The following is a 23150-nucleotide window of genomic DNA, read 5'->3' as shown; positions in this document are numbered from 1 at the left end:
TCAAAAGATTAATGAGGTGATTAAATGGTGGCTATAAAAGACTATCATATTGAATATTTACGATGGATTAAGAAGGCGGTTGCTGATTTGGATGTTGCACAAGAGTTAAATCACATCAAGGATAATGATGCTGCAATTGAGGATGCATTTTATTGTGACTTATCATTTGGCACTGGCGGACTCAGGGGTGTCATTGGTGCAGGTACAAACCGGATGAATGTATTTACGGTAGCAAAAGCATCACAGGGTTTGGCAAATTATGTAAATAAGCATTTCCCTATTTTTAAACGGAAAATAGCAATTTCTTATGATAGCCGTATTAAGTCTGAACTGTTTGCTAAAACGGCAGCAGGTGTATTTGCAGCTAATGGAATTGATGTTGCTTTCTTTTCAGAGTTGATGCCGACGCCATGTTTATCTTACGCAGTTCGTACGCTTGATTGTGCAGCGGGAATTATGGTAACAGCATCTCACAATCCAGCCAGGTATAATGGATATAAAGTCTATAATTCAGATGGTTGTCAGATTACTACAAAAATAGCAGAAGAGATATCATTTGAGATTGAGAAGCTAGATATTTTTTCAGATATAAAACAATTGGATTTTGACACTGGCGTGAAAAATGGAAAAATTGGTTACATAAGCCAGGACGTATTTCGCAATTTTATTGAAGAAGTAAAGGCACAGTCGGTTCTGTTTGGAGAGGAGATTGACGAAGATGTCTCAATTGTATACTCTCCACTAAATGGTACTGGGTTGAAGCCGGTATTGACGACCTTAAATGAAGTGGGATTTACAAAAGTTACTGTGGTTAAGGAGCAGGCGCAACCAAATGGAGAATTTCCCACCTGTCCATATCCCAATCCAGAAATGAAAGAAGCTATGAAACTAGGAATGGAGTATGCAGAAAAAGTTGATGCGGAGCTGGTACTGGCGACTGATCCAGACTGTGATCGTGTTGGAATTGCAGTTCAAGACGCAGCTGGAGAAATGGTGCTATTAACCGGAAATGAAACTGGAATGCTTCTTTTTGACTATATATGTTCACAAAGAATAAAACACGGAAAGATGCCAGAAAATCCTATACTGGTAAAAACTATTGTGACAAGTGACATGGCAGAGAGAATTGCAGCAAAGTATGGTGTTCGTAGTATTAATGTATTAACTGGATTCAAATTTATAGGAGAGCAAATTGGGTTACTGGAAGCTGCAGGAAAAGTAGACTCATATATATTTGGTTTTGAAGAAAGTTATGGATATTTATCAGGGACTTATGTTAGAGATAAAGATGCGGTGAGCGGCACATATCTTATTTGCGAAATGTTTGCATATTATAAGAGTCGAGGCATCAGTCTGTTTAATAAGCTGGCTGAACTATATGATGAATATGGTTGCTATCTCAACACGCTTCATAGTTATGAGTTTGAGGGGATTGCTGGATTGAGCAAGATGCATAGTATTATGAAGAAATTTAAAAATGGTATAGAAAAGATAGGGCCTAAAAGGGTTATTAAGATTCTAGATTATGCGGAAGGTCGGGACGGGTTACCAAAATCTAATGTTTTAAAATATATGCTCGAAGATGATTGCTCTGTTGTGATACGTCCATCTGGAACTGAACCAAAGATGAAAGTATATATTAGTATAAGTGCTGAGGATAGAGGGGCTGCTAAATTGATGGAAGAAAAGATTGTGAAAGTATTAAATACGTACTTTGTATGCAATTAAAAGGCTGCATACTATATGATATTAGTTATAAAAATCTTGATTCATGAAGTGTTAGTATTTGTTTAGGTGTAATAATAAGTCGTTTTTATTATATGCTATCATCACAATTGGCTTTATACTTTATGGTCAAAGTAGTAAAAAAGAATTCCATCTCTGCCGTGTAGAGGTCCATATTATATGGGGCTCTTCCCGCTATGGCGAAAGTTAAGAAAGGGGTGCGCCCATGTTATGGGACAAGTTGTCTCAAGAAAGATCATTCCGGAGATATCAGGCTTCGGATATAATGGTTTATATTTAATGCTATCTGCTACTTCAATCTGTTTATTTGTGTTAAATTTACCTGATATTTTTAAAGGGAACATAAGGATTATTATAAATTGGTTTGGTTCTTGCACAATGGGGATATATTGTCTACATCTGCTAACAGGTAAAACGCTAAATATATTGATGCTCAATAGCTATTCCAAGAAACCTTACTGTTTGACCTTATTATTTTAGTATTAGGAATAGTGGGAACAGTAATTATCAGAAGCAATTTTAAATCCACCAACAAGAAATGGCTATCTTATATGTTATAAAATAAGTGATAAATTCATGTTTGACTATAATATTATTTATAATAAGTCCTGCAAATAAGAACATTCAGAACGTGAAGGAGACTGAAGAAATGGAAAAATTTACAGAAGGAAAAGAGTCTACTGTGCTGTCTGAAGTGGCTGGGAAAGTGTTTTCCAGAGTCATTGTGGTATTTACATGCATTATTTTGGTGGTCTTTCCTTTATATTATGAGAATTATTATTTTAATATATTAAAGGCGAAGTATAAGTTTTACTGGATTACAGTCCTTACTATGATTGCAGTATGTATTTTATTAGGAATTGTATTTTTGTTTGTAGATCGCTTAGAGTACAATGGACTGAATATGAAGAAGTTTTTCTCCCATTTACGGCCGAGTACTCTGAAGAACCAGCCCATTGAGTACAAGGCTTTGGCAGCATTTTGGATATTTGCGGCGTTGTCAACAGCCCTATCAGATTATAAATTTGAGTCTTTTTGGGGAAATGAGGGACGATTCAGCGGACTATTTTTAATTACGCTGTATGTACTCAGCGTGTATTTTATTGGTAAGTTAGGGAGGTTTAAAAAATGGCATCTGGATCTGTTTCTTATAAGTGGTATATTCGTTTGCCTTTTTGGAATTACCGATTATTTTCAAATGGATATTCTTGGTTGGAAGAATAATGTGGCACAGGAACAGGGGAATTTCTTCACTTCGTTTCTAGGAAATGTAAATACCTATACAGCCTATGTGGCAATGCTTATGGGAACATCCTGTGGCCTTTTCGTAGCAGAAAAAAATATATTGCGATGCATTTGGTACTATGTAGTACTTCTCATCAGCTTTTTCGCAATCATTATGGGACAGAGTGATAATGCCTACTTGGCTCTGGGAGCTCTATTTATATTTTTACCGTTTGTGCTTTTTAGGAGCAGAAGAGGAGTGATGCAGTATATAATACTGGTGGCATCCTTTATGAGTACCATTCGCATAATTGCAGATATTAATATAAAGATGACGGATAAGGTTATCGGCCTTCATGGAATCTTTGACTATATGGCAGGATACGAGAAGCTGGGAGTGATTCTTATTATACTATGGGGGAGCGTGGTGTTGCTATTTGCATCAAGCCGTGCGGGTACGCTAAAGAAGAACGACAGAATCGGGGCATGGCTACGCATTATTTGGCTCCTTATTGTACTATCTGCAGCAGTTCTGATTGTCTATGTACTGTACGATGCTAATTTTGGTGATAATCCGGAACGATATGCAGCCCTTTCACGATATCTTGTATTTAATGATAATTGGGGTTCAAATCGGGGATACTGCTGGCGGATCGGTTTGGAATCATACATGAAGCAGCCGATGATACATAAACTTTTTGGCTTTGGACCTGATACCTTTGGGCTCTTAACATGGGATTTTCGGGAGGAGACCATCGCTCTTCAGGGAGTGTTCTATGAGAATGCCCATAATGAGTATTTGCAGTATCTAGTAACTATGGGACCTTTTGCAGTCATCGCATATCTACTGTTTGTGGGGGGAGGGCTGGTACGTATGCTGCGTATTTATGAGGAAAGACCCTTCATTCTTGCTCCGATAGCGGCTGTTCTTTGCTATAATGTACAGAATATTGTGAATATTAATCTTCCTATTGCGACGCCAGTTATGTGGACGTTGTTGGCAGTTGGTCTGGCTTTAAGTCGGGAAGCAGAAGGCATTCGAGTAGTAAAGAGAAAGAACTGATAGAATGTTTCTATAGGTAAAGTAGTTATTTGGCGTTGCCATTATCTGAATTATAAGCAAGATTCAGGGCAAGTCCCGCGCAGTCCTGTGTTTCCGGAATTCGGTTTTTAACCCACTTAGACGTTTCTCAAAAAAATCTTGAACTGTAGCTTCAGCCCTGTCGAATCTTTTTCTTGTCGTAAAGTAAACCTCCAAACTGAGTAAGAGTTTATTACTTAAGTTTAAAGGTTTACTACCTTTGGGATAGTCGACATCATATTCAGTAAAGTTTTCGAGCATTTCTGGAGTAGCTTCCAATTAAATTTCCATCGATCACTTAATTTCGGCATTCAGGCACTCAATCCAGTCATAATAAAATTTCGAAGCCCCAGTGCAGCCCACCTCCTCTTACAGCACTTTCTCCAACCCCTCTGTCCGATATTCCAGCCCACTTTCCTTTGCCTCCGTTGCCGCCAGCAGCAACCCGTATTTTTCCTTTGTCAGCGAATACAGAACAGCAGCGATCACAGCAACAGCCAGCATCCCGGCCGGAACAAAGCCAAAGGCCAGTTTCAGCTTTGCTATCGTATCCGCCGCCTGCTCGGCGGCTTCGGCGTTAAAACCGATTGCGCTGAGAACGATACCGGTAATCCACATGCCGATTGCGCTTCCGGCTTTCATGAAAAAGCCTATCATTGAGGTATACAGGCCATCCGGTGAATTGCCGGATTTAAACTTTTCGATCAGAGCCGTATCGTAGGACATCGAGTAGATCAGAGTCCAGTAAGTGGCATTTCCAATTCCGTAGAACAGGATATAAAGATAAGCGGTAAAATCGCTTGCCGGAAGGAACGCCATGATAAGATAGCAGGCGGTGTAGCAAACCATTCCACCGAGCATCATCTGTTTTTTGCCGAATTTATTTGCAATCACACCGGCCATGACGGTAGTGAAAAGCAGAAAGAGTGTTGTCACAAGCAGCATGAAGGATGTTTTCGTTTCAGTATAGTGAAAGACGTAGGTGTAGAGAAAAATCATCAGGCTGGATCCTGCTCCGACGGCAAAATTAACGCAGAATGTGATAACCAGCAGCTTGTTAAAGGGTTTTACCTTCAACGCATCCAGATAATTGGAAAGGACGGATTTAAATGATAATTTCTCCGGTATATATCCTTCCTGCAGATTTGGGTTTTCCGGCTCAAAGCTCCGCACGGAAAAGCAGCAGAAGTTATAGACGAAAACGATGATTATCGCAAACAGCACTCCCGTTGCCGTCCAGCCCATGCTTTCGCTGCCAAAGATTTTTGCAAAAAATTGTACAATCATGAGTGAGCCGCTAATTGCGATAAGCATACCGATATTCATCAGAAAATTTGCGCAGGTCCGCAGAGTGGTTCTCTCCTCGAAGTCATCGGTCAGCTCGGAGCCTAATGCGATATGAGGGATAACGGCGGAGGTCAGGAACGTCCAGTAGGCAATGTTAATGATGATATAATATCCTACCTTTGCACCGGCAGGCAAGTCGATATTGATAAACATAAGCGCCAGTGAGATTCCGAGGAAGATAGAGCCATATTTGATAAATGGCGTCCTTCTTCCTTTTTTGTTTCGGCAGCGGTCGGACATGGAACCGATAATCGGGTCGGTAATCGCGTCCCAGAAGACTGCGATGAGGGAGACGGTTCCGGCGACGGCCGGATTGACTCCGGCGATATTGATCATAAAAAATATAAAATAACTGTAGAAAAAATTATATCCAATTCCTTCTCCTATAGCTCCCATGCCATAAGATAGAGATTTCTTAAGTCCCAGTTTCTGTGGTTTTTGATTACTCATAGTAGCCCTCCTTGCACAAGCCGTGTTATTTAACTTATGAATTCATATCCAATCAATGCATAAGTTTTCATCGCAGTAATAAATTCCTCAATCAGTACATATTCATCCGGCCGGTGGGCCTGGAGAATGCTGCCAGGGCCATAGATAACTCCGGGGATTCCCTGGTTGGCGATCATTTCAACTTCGGCGTAAGCCCGGAACAGAATATCCTCCGGCTGTTTTCCTGTGACGGTTTCATGACACCGGATTGCAGTCTGCGCGACCGGATGTTCCTTATCTACTTTCCAGTAATTAAAATACTGGTTGCAGGTCAGCTCGCTCTTTGCGCTGTATTTGGAACAGACACCGTCAAAAATTGTCCTGATTTCATTGATTGCCTCCTGCATGTCTTCGCCGGGAAATACCTGGCGGTCAAAATGCATTTCACAGTAATCGGGAACAAGAAGAACATCCACGCCGCCCTGGATAGAGCCGACATTCAGGCTGGGATTGACGGGAAAGCCCAGAACAGCGCCTTTCTTTTTCAGCTTTTCATTTAACGCGTTCAGCTGGGTTGCGAAATCGGCCATTGGTATTATCGCATTGATCCCGTTCTCGGCCATACCGCAATGGGAGGCCTTTCCATAAGTTCTGGCTGTAAATTCTGCGGCGCCCTGAAGACTGGTGGCAATACATACGGAGGTGGGCTCGCTGATATAGGCGCGGGTACATTTTTTTAATTTTCCGGCATCGATCAGGGCCTGTGTACCCTTGAAAAATACCTCCTCATCGATGACAGCCGTAAATAAAATACTTTTTTTAGGAGCGATTCCGCTTTTGACAATGGCTTCTATCGCAAAAATCATTGCGGCCAGTCCCGACTTCATGTCGCAGGAACCTCTTCCGTAGAGTTTACCGTTTTCAATCTGGCCTCCGAGAGGAAGCTTTGTCCAATGCTCAGGACTGCCGATTTTTACCGTGTCCATGTGGCCGTTAAAAAGAAGCTGCTCGTCGTTTTCTCCCGGAAGCAGGCCGAGCACATTGAAACGTCCTTTTTCCACTTCCTGGATTTCGGTTACCAGTCCGATTTCGTCCAGCTTTTCCTTGATCATCTGGGCAACAGACATCTCATTTCCCGGAGGATTCTGACTGTCCGTCTGAACTATTTTCTGTAAAAATTGAATGGCTCCTTCCACATCAACCAGCTCAAGTAGCTGTTTTTCCCGATCTGTAGCTTGGTACATCTGAAAATCTCCTTTCTTTGACAGTTTCCAATCATATCTGTGACTACGATTTCTCCCCTTAGTCCAGCAGCTCTTTTCTCACCTCCGCTGCCCGTGCATGTCCAATCAGCCCCTCCCCCCTGGCCATCCGTGATACCAACGGTGCGGTTTCTTTCATAGCAGCCCTGTCATAACGCTGATAAGTACAGGTTTTCAGAAACGTCCCGACCCAGACGCCTCCGGTATAGCGGGATGCGCGGACGGTGGGCAGCGTATGGTTCGTGCCGGACGCGTAGTCTCCGAACACTTCCCCGGTTTCCTGGCCGATGAAGAGAGAGCCGAAGTTATGGAGTTGATCCAGAACCGCATCGGGATTTTCCAAAATGACCTCCAGATGTTCCGGTGCGTATTCATTTGCCAGGGCAACAGCCTCGGTGAGGTTATCGGCAAGTACGGCCTCACCGTAGGATTCCCAGGAGGCACGGGCAATCCGGGCTGTTTCAATGGTTTCAAGTTCTGCTTCAACGGCCCGGATGACTTCGAGGCCAAGTTCCCTGTCGGTCGTGATAAGGATACCTTTTGCCATTTTGTCGTGCTCCGACTGAGCCAGAAGATCGGCAGCTAAGATGGCGGGATTGGCACTCTTGTCGGCAATCACCAGGACCTCGCTGGGACCCGCGATGAAGTCGATTCCAATCTGGCCGTAACACTGGCGTTTCGCCTCTGCCACATATTGATTTCCAGGTCCTACGATGATGTCAACCGGGGAAATCTGACGTGTGCCGTATGAAAATGCGGCAATGCTGTGCGCTCCGCCCATGACATAAATCTCATCCGCACCGGCAATATCCATGGCAGCCAGTGTCAGCGGATGAATACATCCGGTTTCTTTGACTGCAGGAGCACAGGCCGCTACCCGCCCGACGCCGGCTGTTTTTGCCGGAATAATCAGCATCAGGGCGGAGGAATAAAGCGGATAGCCGCCGCCTGGAACATAGCAGCAGCAAGAGGTTACCGGAATAATTCTGTGCCCGAGAACAGCGCCTGGGATGGTGGAAAAGTTATCTAACGGTTTCAGGCATTCTTTCTGAGCCTGGGCAAATGCTTTGATATGTGCGGCGGCTTCACGCATGTCATGCAGGCTCTGCGGCGGCACAGCGTCATAGGCGGCTTTTATTTCCTCAGGAGTCACGCGGAAATTCTGTCTTGTATTGCCGTCAAAACGCGTATTGTATTCAAGAATGGCAGAATCACCGTTTTCACGTACATTACGGATAATTTCCGCCACATTTTCCGTCAGCGCCCGGCTTTCCTGTGTTGAACGTTTAATTGATTTTTTCAGGTATTCCATATGTTTAATCCTCCCTTAAGGTTTGTTTAGTAATTGATACGGCCTTATGGACAGGCCCTATGTTATAGGAACAGGTCTTTTGTTGAGCGGCAATGAAAAGTTCGCGATGCATGCTTTTCGTTGCTTTATAAACAGGAAAATAGGAATTATTTTTTCCGATGACCTTGATAAGTTATTAATAGTATAAATTCAAGACCAAAGTTAATGTCAATACTGAAAATTCAGTCTTTTTATTAAAAACCTTGACTGGGGTCTAAATCCATGATAGTTTTGGAAAAAGGGGGAATAGATATGAAGATAGGACAGGCAGCTAAGAAATTTTCGGTACCGGTGACCAGTATTTATTATTATATTAAACATGGTCTTTTAGTCCCGCCTGTTAACCGTGGACAATATATCTTTGATGAAAAAACACTGGGTGATCTGGAATGGCTTTTGGAGCTTAAAAAGATGGAATTTCCTCTTGAGGTAATTCACAGGCTGCTATCTCTCAGACGGATTTCCGGCCTGGTTCCCCAGGAGGACAGGGCGGAGGTGCTGAGGCTGTTTGCGGAACAGGACACCGCGCTGGGCGAACGCATCGAGACTCTTGCACGGGCGCAGCAGGTACTCCGTTCCTCAATGAGTATGTTCCGGGCAGGAGACGGGGAGGCTGTGAACACGGGGGTGCCTCTTAAAATGCTGAGACTGCTGGTTTGTCCGGTATGCGGGGGAGAACTGCGCGCCCAGAACGCATCAATGGACAGCAGATATATTTTTGAGGCCGAGATGAGCTGCCGTTGCGGTTACAGCGCCAGGATACAGGATGGCATTCTGTTAACTCCAAACAGGAATACCAGTTTTTATGACAAACCTGATACGATACGGGAACTCTACCGTGACCTGCCGTCCGCCACTCTCAGTCTCTTTGAGCGTTCCTACAACTGGCTGGGTGAGAGCCTGATAAAGGCCGGGACTGCGGGCAAGGTGATGTGGGAAAGCTACGTTAACGCCTGGTTTTTTCTCCACAATCATATGGAGCTTTTGAATGAAGGGACGGAACTGATTGTTACTGACAAGTTTCCGGAAACACTGGCTGCTTATAAAGAGCTGATTGACAGGAGCGGCCGCGGCTATGATATTCTCTATATCGCAGATGCCGGGGTGGCGCCGCCAATCAAAAGAAAGAGCGTGGATATAGCAGTTGATTTTTTTGCAACGAATGAACATAATTTTTATCACGATGATTTTTGGCCGGATTATATGTATTCGTATTTAAAAGACGGCGGCCGCGCGGCCGGAGTGTATTTCTATTTTGACGGGGGAGAGCGTTCACGGAGAAATTTATTGAGAAGTTATCCCGAGTCAAGCTCTAATAATTTTAACCGCAGCTTTTTCCAGAAAGGAATTTGCTCAAATTATCAGTTGTTATCACAGTTTGACTGTGGTTACTCCACCGATTCAGGGGCAAATCTGGGACTGGGATTCCATGAAAAAGGGGATAAGCTGCATTTGCTGGCATATGAGGCGGTAAAGAATAAAAAATAGTGTTTTTTGTGTTCTCCTAAACTGGCTCTATGTAGAGCGCGGAAAGACCAATGAACAGAGCAGTTGCGGATTGCATAAGAAGATTTAACAAATTATGGGGCTGTTTGACAATAAATGCATTAGGCATAGTCTGATAAACATATAACGAGAATGCCTTTGAAAAAGAACTGGGTGTAATTGGAATTTGGAGGTGATTGAATGTGTTTTTTTGAGCATCCCGTGCAAGTGGTTTTAGCATGCATATTGGAATAAGACGCCAATACTTATTAGAATAAGATGTCCATACGATATAAGTAAATCAATTGTCGGTATGTTGTTTTTTGTTTAGGCTGCACTATCTGACGGAAGGGAAAGAAAAGGTGTATGGAACGATCCTTATCTCATAACCTTTGATAGTGTTCAAATAGTGCAGCTTTTGGCAGACTTCCAAAATAAACATAAAAGTGCCATACTCCGGACATCGCAGCGGATCTGTTTAACGTGTTTGCCAGGGATGTCTGGTCTGAGTTTCAGTTTTTTGATTCAACCTTCATTTTAACAAAGCTCTGGCAAGTGCCGGGTTGATTTTTTCTGAACATTGAATATTCCTCTTTCCGGAATAACCCTCTCAGCAGAACCACCCATCCCCAGGAGATGGACAAAGCCGGAAGACAGGAAACCGCAATGGCCCTCCAGGGTGAGACATCGGTGAAGCAGAGAGGACCAAAAAAGAGGATAAAAACAATAAGCATCATAGAAAAAAGAGTGATCTTCTCTTTTCTGGTATTCGGCGGTGTGGTAAAAATGCGTATCAGGTCGATTTCTACATATTTAACGGATGTTTTCATAGAATCTCCTTTCAGGGCATTCAGAGCAGTTCCCCCACGGCTTCCTCGGCGATGCTAAGGATTTCTCCGCTGTGGATAAATTCTTTCAAATAGCAGATATAAGGATGGAAAAACATATCCTTGTCTAAAGCCGGTATATGCAGGGACATCTCCTTCAGAAGAGCTTCGGTCGCCTTTCCCGGTTTCACTCCTTCCTCCATAAACTGATGAGCCGCAAAGACCGATAAAAGTTCATAGGCGAGAACGGATTCCAGTTTCCCGGCGACGGTGACGGCTTTCTTTGCCGCATTATATCCCATGGATACATAATCTTCCTGGTTGCCGCAGGTTGGGATACTGTCTACGGTGGCGGGGGCGGACAGGATTTTCATATCGTTCAGGATAGCCGCCTGGGAATACTGGGGAACCATCATTCCGCAGTTGAGGCCCGGCTGTTTTACCAGAAACCAGGGGTAGCCGGACATATTGCCGTCTATCATGTGGGTATTTCTGCGCTCGGACATCTTGGCGAGCATGGTGGCGGCGATGCAGCTTGAATCCATGGCAAGTCCTACATAGGAAGCGTCACAGTTACAGCTGGAGAGAATATCGGGATCGCTGATATCGGGCCATACAAAGGGATTGTCGTTGCAGGAGTTAAGCTCAACCTCTAAAGTTACTCTTGCATCCTCCAGCGTTTTTTTAGCAGCCCCGTGAAGCTGGGGGATGCCGCGCAGCGACAGCGGATCCTGCAGGTGATGTCCCTGGGCGGAGGCGCTGAACGCAGAGGCGGAGAGGAGCCTGCGCACGTTTGCGGCCGTTTCTGCCTGATGGCGATGCGGCCGGACTTTTGAGACACGTTCATCGAAGGCGGGTAGCTGCCCCCTGGATATTTCCAGGGTCATGGCGCCGATGATATCAGCGGCTTTTGCCGCTTTTTGCATGTCATACAGAGCCAGGGAAGCCAGAGCGGTGGGGGAGGCCGTCCCCGAGATCAGGGACAGTCCCTCCTTGGATTCCAGGGTAATCGGTTCCAGGCCCGCCAGTTTCAGCGCTTCGGAGGCATCCATCAGTTGATCGCGAAAATACATTTTACCGGCTCCGTACAGAGTTCTGGCCAGGTGGGCTTCCGTGCAAAGATAGCCGACGGAACCTTCACGGGGAGCCCATGGAGTCAGTCCGCGGTTTAAAAATTCACGGTACATTTCAAGCACTTCAAGACGCACCCCGCTGTAACCGCTGCCCAGGTTCTGAAGCACCGCAACCATGACGGCGCGCGACTGTTCAACGGTGTAAGGTTCCCCTATGGAAGTTGCGGAAGATTCGATGACATTTTTCTGGAGCAGGGACGTCTCTTCCGGTGAGATAAGCTTGTCACATAGGATACCCAAACCGGTGGTAATGCCGTACATGACCCGTTTTTCCCGCGTCCATTTTTCAACCAGCTCTCTGGCGCTTTTTACCCTGTCTTTATATGTTTCCGAGAATTCAACGGTGGCATTGAACCTTGCAATGGCAACCAGTTCTTCTATCGTTATTCTGTCTCCGAGAGTTACAGACTCAATTCTATTAGCAGTATTCATAAATGTGTTACCTCCAATGTTACCTATAATTTAGCCGATTGTTTCGGCCTCCGTATGGATACCGGTATCCGGTTCTTCAAAGTTTTCCGGCTTCTCCCCACTGTCTGCGTCCTCAATGTCCTTCTGCGTATTTTTATCGAAAAAGAATACTTTAATTGTAGAAAATATCTGAAGGATAAACACACCCAGGACGGCAAAGGCGCCGCAGGCGGATAAATATTTTACACCGTTAATTCCCTGTTCTCCACCTCCGAAGGCTACCATGATGGCGGCTATCAGGCCGATGGTAACGCCCCAGAGGACTTTTTGCCAGAGTGCGGGTTCCTCATCATGTCTGGCTCCCTTGGTACAGACGGCCGCGATCGTGGTGGACATGGTGTCGGCCGTGGTGGCGAATGCGGCTATCAGCGTTATCATGACCACCGGGATAATGATAAATCCCAGGGGAACTGCCTTTAAAAATTCCCAGAGTCCGGCCATTGCACCGTTGGCCTGGATCGCGGCCACCAGATCGACCTTTCCCGACATCTGCCAGTCAAGAGCAGTACCGCCCCATACGGCAAACCACACGCCGCCGAAGACGGAAGGGAGAATCCAGTTGATGACGAGGAACTGCCGGACCGTCCTGCCATAGGCGATCATGGCAAAGAAAATTCCCATAAGAGGGGCATATGCAATCCACATGGCCCAGGCGTACATGGTCCACCACATAACGAGAGGTTTTCCTCCTGCCAGATAGGGATCAAATCCCCAGGTCCAGAAATGATCCATCCATTCACCGATACCCACGTTGGCGAGATTCATAATGTAGAGCGTGGGGCCGATGATAAAAAGGACAAACAGCAGGATATAGAAAATTTTCGAGGTAAGGCCTGCCAGCCATTTGATTCCCTTATCCAGGCCGGATACGGAAGCAATGGTAAAGGTAACGGTGATGACTGCGGCCAGAAGGAACCACAAAACCGGTCCCTGCGGGATTCCGTAAACGGCGTGAAGGCCACTGCCAATCAGTGCAAGTCCGGCTCCCAGGGAAGCGGCGAGGCCGAGTCCGATGGAGAGTACGGAGAGCGTGTCCACCAGCCCTCTAAAGAATCCTTTTGTGACGGCATCGCCAAAAAGGGGAGTCAGGGAGGCTGAGACGGACAGCTCTTTCTGGCGGTTAAAATACATGTAGGCGATGATTAAACCCGATAAAGCGTACATTGCGTAGGGGATAAACGTCCAGTGGTAAAAGACCCTTCCCATGGAAAAGAACGCCGCTTTGTCGGAAAACGGTTCGATGCCCATTCCACTCAGTTCTCCCCACACGTCCCCGTAATAAACGAGCACTTCATTTACTCCGTATGTGATAAGGCCCGTGGCGATTCCTCCCGTCAGCGTCATGGCAAACCAGCTCCCGAAGGAGTACTTGGCCTTGGCATTCGGGCCGCCGAAACGGATTCTTCCATATCCATGAGCATGGCGATGCAGTCCAAACTTCTGCGGGTTATCCAGGAAGGGACATTCCGCAGAGTGGGAGGGACTAAGGATATTCCTTTCAATGTGCGGATTATTTCCTCTTGCAACGAAAATCCCTATACCCTGCTGGAGAAGAATTTATTGCGCAAGGATCTTTTTTACCGCCTGTCCACAATCACGATCAATCTCCCTCCGCTCAGGGAACATCCGGAGGATATTGAAGAGCTGGTTTATTATTATATCGGACAGAATTCATTTACCTATGCAAAAGCGATCCGTCATATCAGCCCCGAGGTGGTGGAGCGGTTCATATCCTACAACTGGCCGGGAAATGTGAGGGAGCTGTTTCACGTTCTGGACTATGTGCTGAATGTGATCGACGATGATACAATCCGCCCGGAGCACCTGCCGGACTTCCTTTTTAACGAGAAGGGAGTGGAAGAGAAAGCTTTGCCCGCAATGCAGCGGGAATATGCACATCAGACACTCCAGGAAACTATGGATGAATTTGAAGGGAAGGTGCTCCGGCTGGCGCTGAAAGAGTATAACTACAATATCACGCAGACCGCCCAGGCGCTCGGAATCCACCGGCAGGGGCTGCAGTACCGGATTAAAAAATATGGTATTATAATCTGAGGGATTAAAAAAGAACTGCCGTCAGCAGATTTACCATCTGCGCGGCAGTCCTTCTACGTCTGTTATAAATTAACTCTTTTTCTCGCTCTTATCTTTCTTAAACCGGGCGAAGAATCCCTTCTTCTTTGGAATCGGCGGGATACCACCGCGGACGCTCTTGACATCCGTTATGTACAAGCCGCTGATTACAACTTTGGCTTCTGTCTTTACAGGGAGCTGTAAAAATGCCTTGTCATCTGCAATAAGTGTTAAGACCTTCGGTCCGACTTTTGCCTTGACAATCGGGAGCTTGGCTCTTTTCATATACCAGGGAGTCTGATCGATTACCGTCTTAGGAAGACCGGACTCTTTAACTTTCAGCTTCTTCTTATCAATAACGAGAATCGAAACCGTCTGTTTTGCAGCTTCCATCATGGTCTGCTGCTCTGCCTGACGCTTTTCCATCTTCCTGCCGAAGTAATAAAGTACTGCCAGAGCGATGACTGCAATGACCAGGATGATGAGCACTACGTTCAGAATTGTCTGCATAAAAATACCTCCGTAAATTATAGCGGTGGGATATGGCGAAAATAAAAAGCGACAGGAAAACAGCCCCTTTCCGTTGAAAACTACAGCCTGTCCTTAAACACCATAAAAAATAACCGCACTTATCGCTATTATAGCATCAGAAGGTGGAATTGGCAAGGAAAATAAGACCGGCACAACTTAGCCGGCACAACTTATCCCTAACGCCCTCTGGCAGTATACCGCGGAGTGTTTCCATGCATATTTTGTATGAAATCCTGAGTTACACATCCCTGTTGGACACAAGCTGGCTCATTGCGGAACGCAGTATAATGCTTTTCATATTTTTATCTTTATACGTTGTTTTCTCCGGGCAGATGGGCTCGCGGACGGCGCAGAGCCTCTGTTCCAGCTCTTTAAAATGAGTATAGAGCGTCTCCCCGTGTTTGGCCTGATGGAATGAGACTAAGAGCTCATCCAGCTGCACAGTGAAGTAATCGAACAGCGTTTCATTGACCTTTTTTATCATATTGCAGGTGGACTCGATGGAGACCACGCGTTTTGCTCCGATTGTCATCACATTTTCCCGCAGACAGCCCCGGTATTTTTCCGACCATAGCACGGCGTCCAGAATCCGGTCCACCCCGATGATATATTCCGCTTCGGACAGATAGTGTGTCAGAACTTCCTCTGAAAGTGATGCATAGGGGACCGGGATATAGTGATACTGGTTCAGCCCCATTTCACAGCAGCGCCCGATCAGGGAATCAATATAGGGCTGCCGGTTATTAAAAACATAAATATCCGATCCGGCCGGTATGGAAGTGATTTGCAGATAAAACTGGGCGGAGGGCTGCATATCCAGTAATATCACCTTTTCAGGACTGATGTGGCGCAGGATATGTGGCATTTGTGACTGGTTGCATACGTAGAGAACCCCGTCCGTCCTTGCCGTCAGTTCGCCAAGAGGGCAGGCATAGACCGGGATATGGTCCTGCAATATCGAAGTGAGCGCATCCTTTAGTTCATCCGCCAGAATCTGGTTACTGCCCACAGTATATAATTTATATGTCATAAAACTGCCTCCCTGTAATGAAATCTTCCAGTTCACGGTGGAATAACTGCGCATGTTCCGAAAGCTCCTGCCCTGAAAGAAGATAAATATTGATTTCCCAATCCGGTATCTCGATGGGAGCCGGACTGTAGTCTTCAAAAAAATCAAGAAGAAAGTCGGGAACCAGGGCCGCGCATTTACCCTGTCTCAAAAGTTCTGCGGTAATGGAGAAATTACCACTGTAGGATAGGGTTACCGGCTTGCCCATGTTTTGGAAAAAGGCGGCCGCCTTCCTGGTAAAGGTATATCCGGGGCTCATCAGGATTATCTGCTCCGGTGCCCCAGTTTTTTTCGGTGTCCTGGCATTCTCCATAGCCATGGCTTCCTCCGGCTGGCTGCGGCACACAGCGCACAGTTTGCCGGACAGCACGGGCTTTGCCGCCAGCCTGCCGGAGTGGAAGGAATCCGAATCTCCCAGACCGATGCCGACCTGGTATCCCTCGCGTTCCAGCGCCGCCTGGATCTCAGAGCAGCTGCAGTAGAGGCAGCTTAGCCGGATCTGAGGGTATTTTTCCTGAAAAGCGCGGCGTCCCGGCAGAAACACAGGAAGAGCCAGACATGAATCCACTGCCGTTTTGAGCACCTGACGCTTCTGTTCCTTCAATTGATTCATCTGAAGCAGAATATGATCCACATCATTTAACACCACTGATACATGGCGGTAAAAAGTCTGCCCTTCTGCAGTCAAATCTACATTCCGTTTCGTCCTGTTAAAAAGTTTAATTCCCAATTCGTTTTCCAGATTATTAATCGCGTTTGTGATGGCGGGCTGAGAAACAAACAGCACTTCCGATGCCCGGGTAAAACTCTTGTGCCTGCACACGGCGATAAAGTATTCCAGTTGTCTAAACTCCATATTAAATATTCCTCCCCCTTTGCCCATTGTACCATATGAAAATTCTGATTTCATTTATTTTATCATCACTTTTTCTTATTAATAGATAGATAATTGTTATGAAAAATATATTTATAACTATAATAATGTTTCGTTATTAGACAATTTTTCCCGGTTATGATTTAATTAGGCTAGTTTCCATGATACGCGATGAACTGCAGCAGATCAGATGGAAAAATAAGGAAAAAACACTTGAATACAGTAATTAAGAAAGGAAGACATCTATGAACGTACTTACAAAACAACTCAGATGGATGAACAGTATTTTCATGAAGCTGATAAAGTGGATCTCAATTGCCGCCTTTGCCGTCATGCTTGCGGCGGCGAGTCTTCAGATTATCATGCGCTTTGTATTTCAGACGCCCCTTGCATGGACGGATGAGGTGGCTCGGTACTGTTTTATCTGGTCAACCATGCTCGGCTGTGCCTACCTCGTCCAGAAGGGCGGCCATTCCAGCGTGGAAATTTTGGGAAATGCCCTGACCGGACAGGCTAAATGTTATCACGGAATCCTGGTGGATTTACTCTGTCTGTTCTTTTATGCAGTTGTTGTCAAAGGAGGAATTACTCTGGTGCAGGCGGGAGCGACGTCCAATTCCGTGGCGTGCAGTATTCCGATGGCTCTTGTTTATTTAATCGTGCCTCTCTCGGGGGTGTTGATGTTCTTATTTCAATTTCAGGTACTGTTAGAGAAAATGATACGAAAGGGGAGTGATTTATAATGGCTGTTGCAATTCTATTTCTCGTTCTGATCCTGATGCTGGCTCTGGGAGTGCCCATTGCCGTGGCTCTTGGGCTGGGAACGATCGCCGCAATCTTTGTGGACGGGACTATTCCGATTGCACTGGTGGCACAGAGGATGTTTACCTCCAATGATTCCATCTCCATGATGGCGGTTCCCTTCTTTATGTTGGCCGGTTCAATTATGACGGCCGGAGGCATTTCCAAACGTCTGGTGGATTTTTCAAATACACTGGTGGGATGGATTACCGGCGGGCTGGGAATGGTTGCCACGCTGACCGCCATGTTTTTTGCCGCCATCTCGGGTTCCTCCAGCGCCACCGCTGCCGCAGTGGGAGGCACCCTGATACCGGAAATGAAGCGGGAGGGCTATGACACCGAATTTTCGGCCAGTGTAGTGGCGGCTGCTTCCACCACGGGCATCGTTATTCCGCCCAGCGTCAGTATGGTTCTCTATGCCGTGGCTGCGGGAGTCTCTGTCGGAACTCTGTTTTTAGCCGGTTTTATTCCGGGAATTCTCATGGGTGTGGCGGTTATGATTGTGCTTCATCACCAGGCGAAAAAGCGCGGCTATCCTGCATCGGAGAAGAGTAGTCCCAGGGAGATTGTACGGACCTTCTTTTCAAGCGTATGGGGACTTCTGACTCCCGTCATCATTATCGGCGGCATTTACGGCGGGATTTTTACTGCTACGGAGGCTGCTGCGGCTTCCTGTATTTATGCCCTGATCGTCAGCGCCTTTATCTACAGGGAACTGCATTTAAAAGATTTGCCCAAAATCTTTATGGATTCCGTTTTATCTACTGCCGTTGTTATGTTCGTGATGAACGCAGCCGGACTTTTCAGCTGGCTCATCACGGCATACCGGGTTCCCCAGCTTGTGACCGCATTCTTTTTGTCGGTGACGGATAATAAATATGTAATGCTTTTCCTGGTAAATATTTTGCTGCTGATTGTGGGAACCTTCCTGAATGCATCGTCCGCCGTGATCATTCTGGCGCCGATCCTGGTTCCGCTACTCAGCGCGATGAACGTTGATCCGATTCTGCTCGGCATTATCATGGTGGTCAACCTGGCCGTCGGTTGTATCACGCCGCCGGTGGGAGTGAGTTTGTTCGTGGTCCAGACAATCTCCGGGACGCCGTTTAACGTGATATGTAAAAATATTGTTCCCTATTTGATTGCACTGATTCTGGTTTTACTGCTGATTACCTATGTGCCGGTACTGTCTCTGGGACTGCCGAAACTGCTCGGTGCTATGTAGGGAGGAATTAAATTTAAGCATAAAATATAAGTTTAATACGAAAAAGGAGAAAATCATGAAAAAATGGAAAAGAAACTCATTGGCAATTGTTCTGTCATGTTTGTCCGTTGCGATGACGGCCTGCGGAGGAGCGGGAGAGACTCGGGAAGAAAACGGCCAGGAACAGGGGACTGCGCCAAAGCAGCAGGAGGAGCAGGCTAAAAGCAGCAGCGGCCAGGATTCCCAGTCGTCTGCCGCTGATAAAGCAGGCTCAGCATCCGGGCAGGACGCCGAACTTTCGGCAGCCGTAGATTCAATGAAGTCCGTTACTCTTAAATTCGGCACTAATCAGGCGGCAGGCTCCCCAGCCCTGGACGGCTGTAATTACTGGGCTGATCTGGTGGCGGAAAAAACGGACGGGAAGATTAAGATCGAAGTTTATGAATCGAATACACTCGGCAGCCAGGCCGATATGCTGGACGGCTTAAAAATGGGAACCATCGATATCAGCTACAATTCACCGGCCACGATGTCCGCAGCCGTTCCATCTGTAGCGATTCTGGATCTGCCCTACATTTTCCAGAGCCGGGAACATGCCTACAAGGTGTTGGACGGTGAAATAGGCAGGGAAATCTTCAAAAAAGCGGAAGAGCAGGAAGGATATTATGTACTGGCCTCTTTTGAGGGAGGATTCCGACAGTCCATTAATTCGGTCCACACGATAGCGGATTTGGCTGGTTACTCCAAGCTCAAATTCCGGGTTCCCGAGAGCAAGGTATATCTGGGATTATACGAGAAGCTCGGAGCGATCCCGACAGCCATGGCCATGGGTGAACTGTTTACGGCGCTGCAAAACGGGACTGTGGACGGCATGGAGTCACCGATTGCAACGATAGCCAGCAACCGTTACTATGAAGCAGCCAAATACCTGACCATTGACAATCATATTTATGCAGCGAACCCGATTCTCATCAGCAAAAAAACATTGGATCAGTTTCCGGATCCGGTACGGCAGATGCTTTACGATACCTGCAGAGAGGCCTGCGAATGGGAACGCGTACGTTCCGCAGAAGAGGAAGACAAATTAATTGAGGAAATGAAAGCGGCTGGAGTGGAAGTGACGGAGCTTTCAGATGATGCACTTCAGGAGATAATCAAATCTGTCAAACCCATGTGGGATGATTTTGCCGGGACAGTTGGAGCAGATATGATAGAAAAAGTGGCCGGGGCGAATTAGACGGATACCCGAAGTAAACGAAAGGAATATAGAAAATAATGAAGATTATCAGCATCAAAGAAAAAACGATTCCATTTGGCACGGCCATTGCCAATGCGTATATTAATTTCAACCAGATGACGGGAAGCATTGTGGCAATTGAAACGGATGTAATCAGAAATGGGAAGCCGGTGGTCGGCTACGGATTTAACTCAATTGGCCGATATGCGCCCACCAGTATCCTGAGGGACAGGATGATTCCCAGACTGCTGGATGCCGTTGATATCTATACGGAGGACGGTTCAAACCTCGATCCGTTTAAAATTAACCAGATCCTCAAAAGCAATGAGAAACCGGGCGGCCATGGGGACAGGGCCCACGCGGTCGGAGCCATCGATATGGCGGTCTGGGACACAGTGGCAAAGATAGAGGGAAAACCCCTGTGGAAGCTCCTCTCAGAACGCTTTAACAATGGCAGGTACGATGAAAAAATCTATACATACGCTGCCGGGGGATATTATTATCCGGACAGCAGCATTGATAAACTGAAGGATGAAATGAAGAGCTACCTGGATCGTGGATTCAGACAGGTCAAAATGAAGATTGGAGGAGCGCCGCTTGGTGAGGATCTTAAACGTCTGGAAGCCGTCGTCTCCGTGGTGGGCAGCCCTTCCGATGTGGCGGTGGACGCTAACGGCCGGTTCTGCCTGGAAGAAGCCCTGGCATACGCCAGGGCGCTGGAACCGTATGGCATCAAATGGTATGAAGAACCGCTGGATCCCCTCGACTTTGCTTCTACCGCCATTGTTGCGGAACATTTCAGCGGCTCTCTGGCAACGGGGGAGAATATATTTTCTCTCCAGGATGCCCAGAATATGATACGTTACAGCGGCCTGAGGCCGGACCGTGATTACATCCAGATTGACTGTCCCCTGAGTTATGGACTGGTGGAATATATGAAAATTCTGGATATGCTGGATATCCACGGATGGAATAAGCGGCGCTGTATCCCTCACGGAGGCCATATGTTCTGCCTGAACATTGCCGGAGGCATGGGGCTGGGAGGAAATGAGTGCTATCCCGACGTGTTCCAGCCATTCGGCGGCTTTGCCGATGATGTGCCTGTGGTGGATGGGTATATTACGCTGCCCGATGTGCCGGGAATCGGTTTTGAGCTGAAGAGCAATTTGTATGAGGTGATGAGAGGTGTCTGCTGAACCGTTTAGGCAGGAAAGCCGATGTAACCCAATATACCTGACCGCTTTATCATATACCAGAAGGAACGGGGAAACTGCCGCAGCAGTTCCCCCGTCCTTCTGAAGTATGAAATTAGCAGTATGAGAGTTTTTTAAAGGTTGATCGCTCCCGTTTCCTCTTCAACGAGCTGAATCAGGGTACCATCCTTGACAAGCGAGTAAATGTATTCGATATCCGGATAAAAGAACCGGTCATTTTCGGCAAAGGCAACTTTTTCGCGGATAAAATCATGAATTTTCGCGGTTGCTTTTCCCTGTTTCAGCGGTTTCAGGAGGTCGATGGCCTGCAGGGAAACCATGATGTCGATTGCGATGATGTACTGGAGCTTCCGTACCGCCTCACCAGCTCTTTTTGCGGCGTTATACGCCATGGAGACGGGATCTTCCTGTCCGGCGCAGGTGGGAATGGAGTCGATGGAAGCCGGGACGGCCAGCAGCTTGATTTCGTTCTGCAGCCCGGCGGCCGTATACTGAGGAATCATGAAACCGTTGTTCAGGCCCGGGTTTGCAACGAGAAAAGCGGGAAGACCGTCATTTAAGTTGCGGTTTACCATGCGGTCGATACTTCTCTCGGCCTGGTTTCCGGCGATTGCAGCCGCCATTCCAATCATGTCTGCATGGGAACCGACAAAGGAACCGTCGAAGTTGCCGCACATCAGGGCCTCGCCCCTTCCGTCTTCCGTATCAAAGATCTCCGGATTGTCGCTGACGGAATGCATCTCCTCTAAAATCACTTCATATGCCTCCTTGACAAGCCGGTAAGCGGCGCCGTGGATATGAGGCATACCTCTCATCACATAGGCGTCCTGAACCTTGGAGTCTTTATGTGTCTCACTGATTTCACTGCCTTCCAGCATGCGCAGCAGGTTAGCGGCGGATGTTCTCTGTTCATCATGTTCCTTGTTGTTGTGGATTCTTTCATCCAGGGCCTTTGTCGTGCCGCGCAGCGCCTCAAAACAAAGGGCGCCTGCGATCTCCAGGTTCTTCATCGAGATGATGGAGTCGTAGGATGCCAGCAGGGCAAGGGCGGTAACGGTGATAGTGCCGTTTAACATGGACAGTCCCTCTTTACACTGAAGTTCAATGGGGGCCAGTCCCTTTGCGGCCATTGCCTGGATCGCCGGAATTTTTTCTCCGTTCTCAAGCACATGGCCTTCTCCAATATAGGCCATGACAAGATGCGCCTCCACTCCGAGATACCCTACGCTTCCTTCGCCGGGGGCAAAGGGAACCAGGTTGTTGTTGAGAAAATCGCGGATCAGTTCAAGGGTTTCCAGACGGATGCCGGAATGGCCGTGGCCCAGGTTGATGATTGTCATGAACATGACGGCTCTGGCCTGTTCTTCGGTAAGCGGAGTCCCAACGGCGCAGGCGTGGGAGCGGACAATATTTTTCTGTAGAGTCCTGGCATCCTCTGGTTTGATTGTATACCTGACATTTTCGCCGAAACCGGTGGTTACGCCGTAGATAATACGCCCTTCCTCCAGAAACCGGTCGATCAGGCGGCGGTTGGCTCTGATTTTTTCACAGAACTCTTCCGAAAAAGTAACTTTTGCGTGGAAACGGACAACGGCCATAAAGTCGTCCAATCCCAGTTTCTTGCAGTCTGTAAGAGTGATTTCCTTTAATGCGGATGGATTTTTCAATTCGATTTTCATAATTCAGGCTCCTTTAATAATTTATTTGTATATAGTCCGGCGCGTATCCTGACTATCCGGACACGGCGCCGCAGGTTTTTAGAACTGCTGCCCCGGAGACAGTTCCGTTATA

Annotated in this window: 17 protein-coding genes and 1 pseudogene; 8 read left to right on the top strand and 10 right to left on the bottom strand. The window is 46.8% G+C overall.

Features of this window, described 5'->3' with window-relative positions; genetic code table 11:
• Nucleotides 1-24: 24 nt before the first annotated feature.
• The gene (locus tag V3C10_20455; GenBank protein WVP61648.1) at nt 25-1728 is read left to right on the top strand and encodes a phospho-sugar mutase; all 1704 of its coding nucleotides are present in this window, start codon (nt 25-27) and stop codon (nt 1726-1728) included.
• Nucleotides 1729-2395: 667 nt separating this feature from the next.
• Nucleotides 2396-4033 carry an O-antigen ligase family protein gene (locus tag V3C10_20450; protein WVP61647.1) on the top strand — a complete coding sequence of 546 codons (1638 nt, stop codon included), beginning with the start codon at nt 2396-2398 and terminating at the stop codon, nt 4031-4033.
• A gap of 387 nt (nt 4034-4420) precedes the next feature.
• Here the strand turns inward: V3C10_20450 and V3C10_20445 are convergent, their stop codons facing one another.
• The 3 genes from V3C10_20445 to hisD are packed head-to-tail and all read right to left on the bottom strand — an operon-like array spanning nt 4421 to nt 8401.
• Nucleotides 4421-5848, bottom strand: coding sequence for an MFS transporter (locus tag V3C10_20445; protein WVP61646.1), 1428 nt, complete (start codon nt 5846-5848; stop codon nt 4421-4423).
• A 29-nt stretch (nt 5849-5877) separates the two neighbouring features.
• Nucleotides 5878-7071 (bottom strand): M20 family metallopeptidase, encoded by a 1194-nt coding sequence (locus V3C10_20440; GenBank protein WVP61645.1) that lies wholly within the window; start codon nt 7069-7071, stop codon nt 5878-5880.
• A gap of 58 nt (nt 7072-7129) precedes the next feature.
• Nucleotides 7130-8401, bottom strand: coding sequence for a histidinol dehydrogenase (hisD, locus tag V3C10_20435; protein WVP61644.1), 1272 nt, complete (start codon nt 8399-8401; stop codon nt 7130-7132).
• Nucleotides 8402-8692: 291 nt separating this feature from the next.
• Between hisD and V3C10_20430 the strand changes: the two genes are divergently transcribed.
• Complete coding sequence (locus V3C10_20430) at nt 8693-9928, top strand: MerR family transcriptional regulator (protein ID WVP61643.1); 1236 nt, start codon at nt 8693-8695, stop codon at nt 9926-9928.
• 509 nt (nt 9929-10437) lie between these two features.
• Here V3C10_20430 and V3C10_20425 read toward each other — a convergent pair.
• From V3C10_20425 to V3C10_20415, 3 genes and pseudogenes are all read right to left on the bottom strand, one after another.
• Nucleotides 10438-10755 carry a hypothetical protein gene (locus tag V3C10_20425; GenBank protein WVP61642.1) on the bottom strand — a complete coding sequence of 106 codons (318 nt, stop codon included), beginning with the start codon at nt 10753-10755 and terminating at the stop codon, nt 10438-10440.
• A gap of 20 nt (nt 10756-10775) precedes the next feature.
• Nucleotides 10776-12317 (bottom strand): aromatic amino acid ammonia-lyase, encoded by a 1542-nt coding sequence (locus tag V3C10_20420; protein WVP61641.1) that lies wholly within the window; start codon nt 12315-12317, stop codon nt 10776-10778.
• A 30-nt stretch (nt 12318-12347) separates the two neighbouring features.
• Nucleotides 12348-13757 (bottom strand): annotated as a pseudogene (locus V3C10_20415) (BCCT family transporter).
• Nucleotides 13758-13769: 12 nt separating this feature from the next.
• Between V3C10_20415 and V3C10_20410 the strand changes: the two are divergent.
• A complete protein-coding gene (locus V3C10_20410; GenBank protein WVP61640.1) occupies nt 13770-14411 on the top strand; it encodes a sigma 54-interacting transcriptional regulator in 642 nt (213 codons plus the stop codon).
• Nucleotides 14412-14480: 69 nt separating this feature from the next.
• Here the strand turns inward: V3C10_20410 and V3C10_20405 are convergent, their stop codons facing one another.
• The 3 genes from V3C10_20405 to V3C10_20395 all read right to left on the bottom strand — a co-directional run bounded on the left by V3C10_20405 (nt 14481) and on the right by V3C10_20395 (nt 16885).
• Nucleotides 14481-14939 (bottom strand): hypothetical protein, encoded by a 459-nt coding sequence (locus V3C10_20405; protein WVP61639.1) that lies wholly within the window; start codon nt 14937-14939, stop codon nt 14481-14483.
• A gap of 259 nt (nt 14940-15198) precedes the next feature.
• Nucleotides 15199-15990: a hypothetical protein gene (locus tag V3C10_20400; GenBank protein ID WVP61638.1), complete on the bottom strand. Its 792-nt coding sequence runs from the start codon at nt 15988-15990 to the stop codon at nt 15199-15201.
• Entirely contained in the window at nt 15980-16885 is a 906-nt protein-coding gene (locus tag V3C10_20395) for a LysR family transcriptional regulator (GenBank protein ID WVP61637.1), read from the bottom strand. Before V3C10_20395 ends, V3C10_20400 begins: the two co-directional genes overlap by 11 nt.
• 263 nt (nt 16886-17148) lie before the next feature.
• On the opposite strand from V3C10_20395, the gene V3C10_20390 reads away from it, so the two are divergent.
• Genes V3C10_20390 through V3C10_20375 form a run of 4 tightly spaced genes read left to right on the top strand, consistent with a single transcriptional unit; the run spans nt 17149 to nt 21341 of the window.
• A complete protein-coding gene (locus V3C10_20390; protein WVP61636.1) occupies nt 17149-17646 on the top strand; it encodes a TRAP transporter small permease in 498 nt (165 codons plus the stop codon).
• The gene (locus V3C10_20385) at nt 17646-18929 is read left to right on the top strand and encodes a TRAP transporter large permease (GenBank protein WVP61635.1); all 1284 of its coding nucleotides are present in this window, start codon (nt 17646-17648) and stop codon (nt 18927-18929) included. Before V3C10_20390 ends, V3C10_20385 begins: the two co-directional genes overlap by 1 nt.
• Before the next feature lie 55 nt (nt 18930-18984).
• On the top strand, nt 18985-20145 hold the full coding sequence (locus V3C10_20380; GenBank protein ID WVP61634.1) for a TRAP transporter substrate-binding protein: 1161 nt from the start codon (nt 18985-18987) through the stop codon (nt 20143-20145).
• Nucleotides 20146-20183: 38 nt separating this feature from the next.
• Entirely contained in the window at nt 20184-21341 is a 1158-nt protein-coding gene (locus V3C10_20375) for an enolase C-terminal domain-like protein (protein ID WVP61633.1), read from the top strand.
• 131 nt (nt 21342-21472) lie between these two features.
• Here V3C10_20375 and V3C10_20370 read toward each other — a convergent pair whose 3' ends face one another.
• Nucleotides 21473-23038: an aromatic amino acid ammonia-lyase gene (locus V3C10_20370; protein ID WVP61632.1), complete on the bottom strand. Its 1566-nt coding sequence runs from the start codon at nt 23036-23038 to the stop codon at nt 21473-21475.
• Nucleotides 23039-23150: the final 112 nt, after the last annotated feature.

It is taken from the genome of [Clostridium] symbiosum, assembly GCA_036419695.1.
Lineage (GTDB): Bacteria > Bacillota > Clostridia > Lachnospirales > Lachnospiraceae > Otoolea > Otoolea symbiosa_A.
Note: the sequence above shows the minus strand (reverse complement) of the source record. Positions and strands in the feature narration are given on the sequence as shown.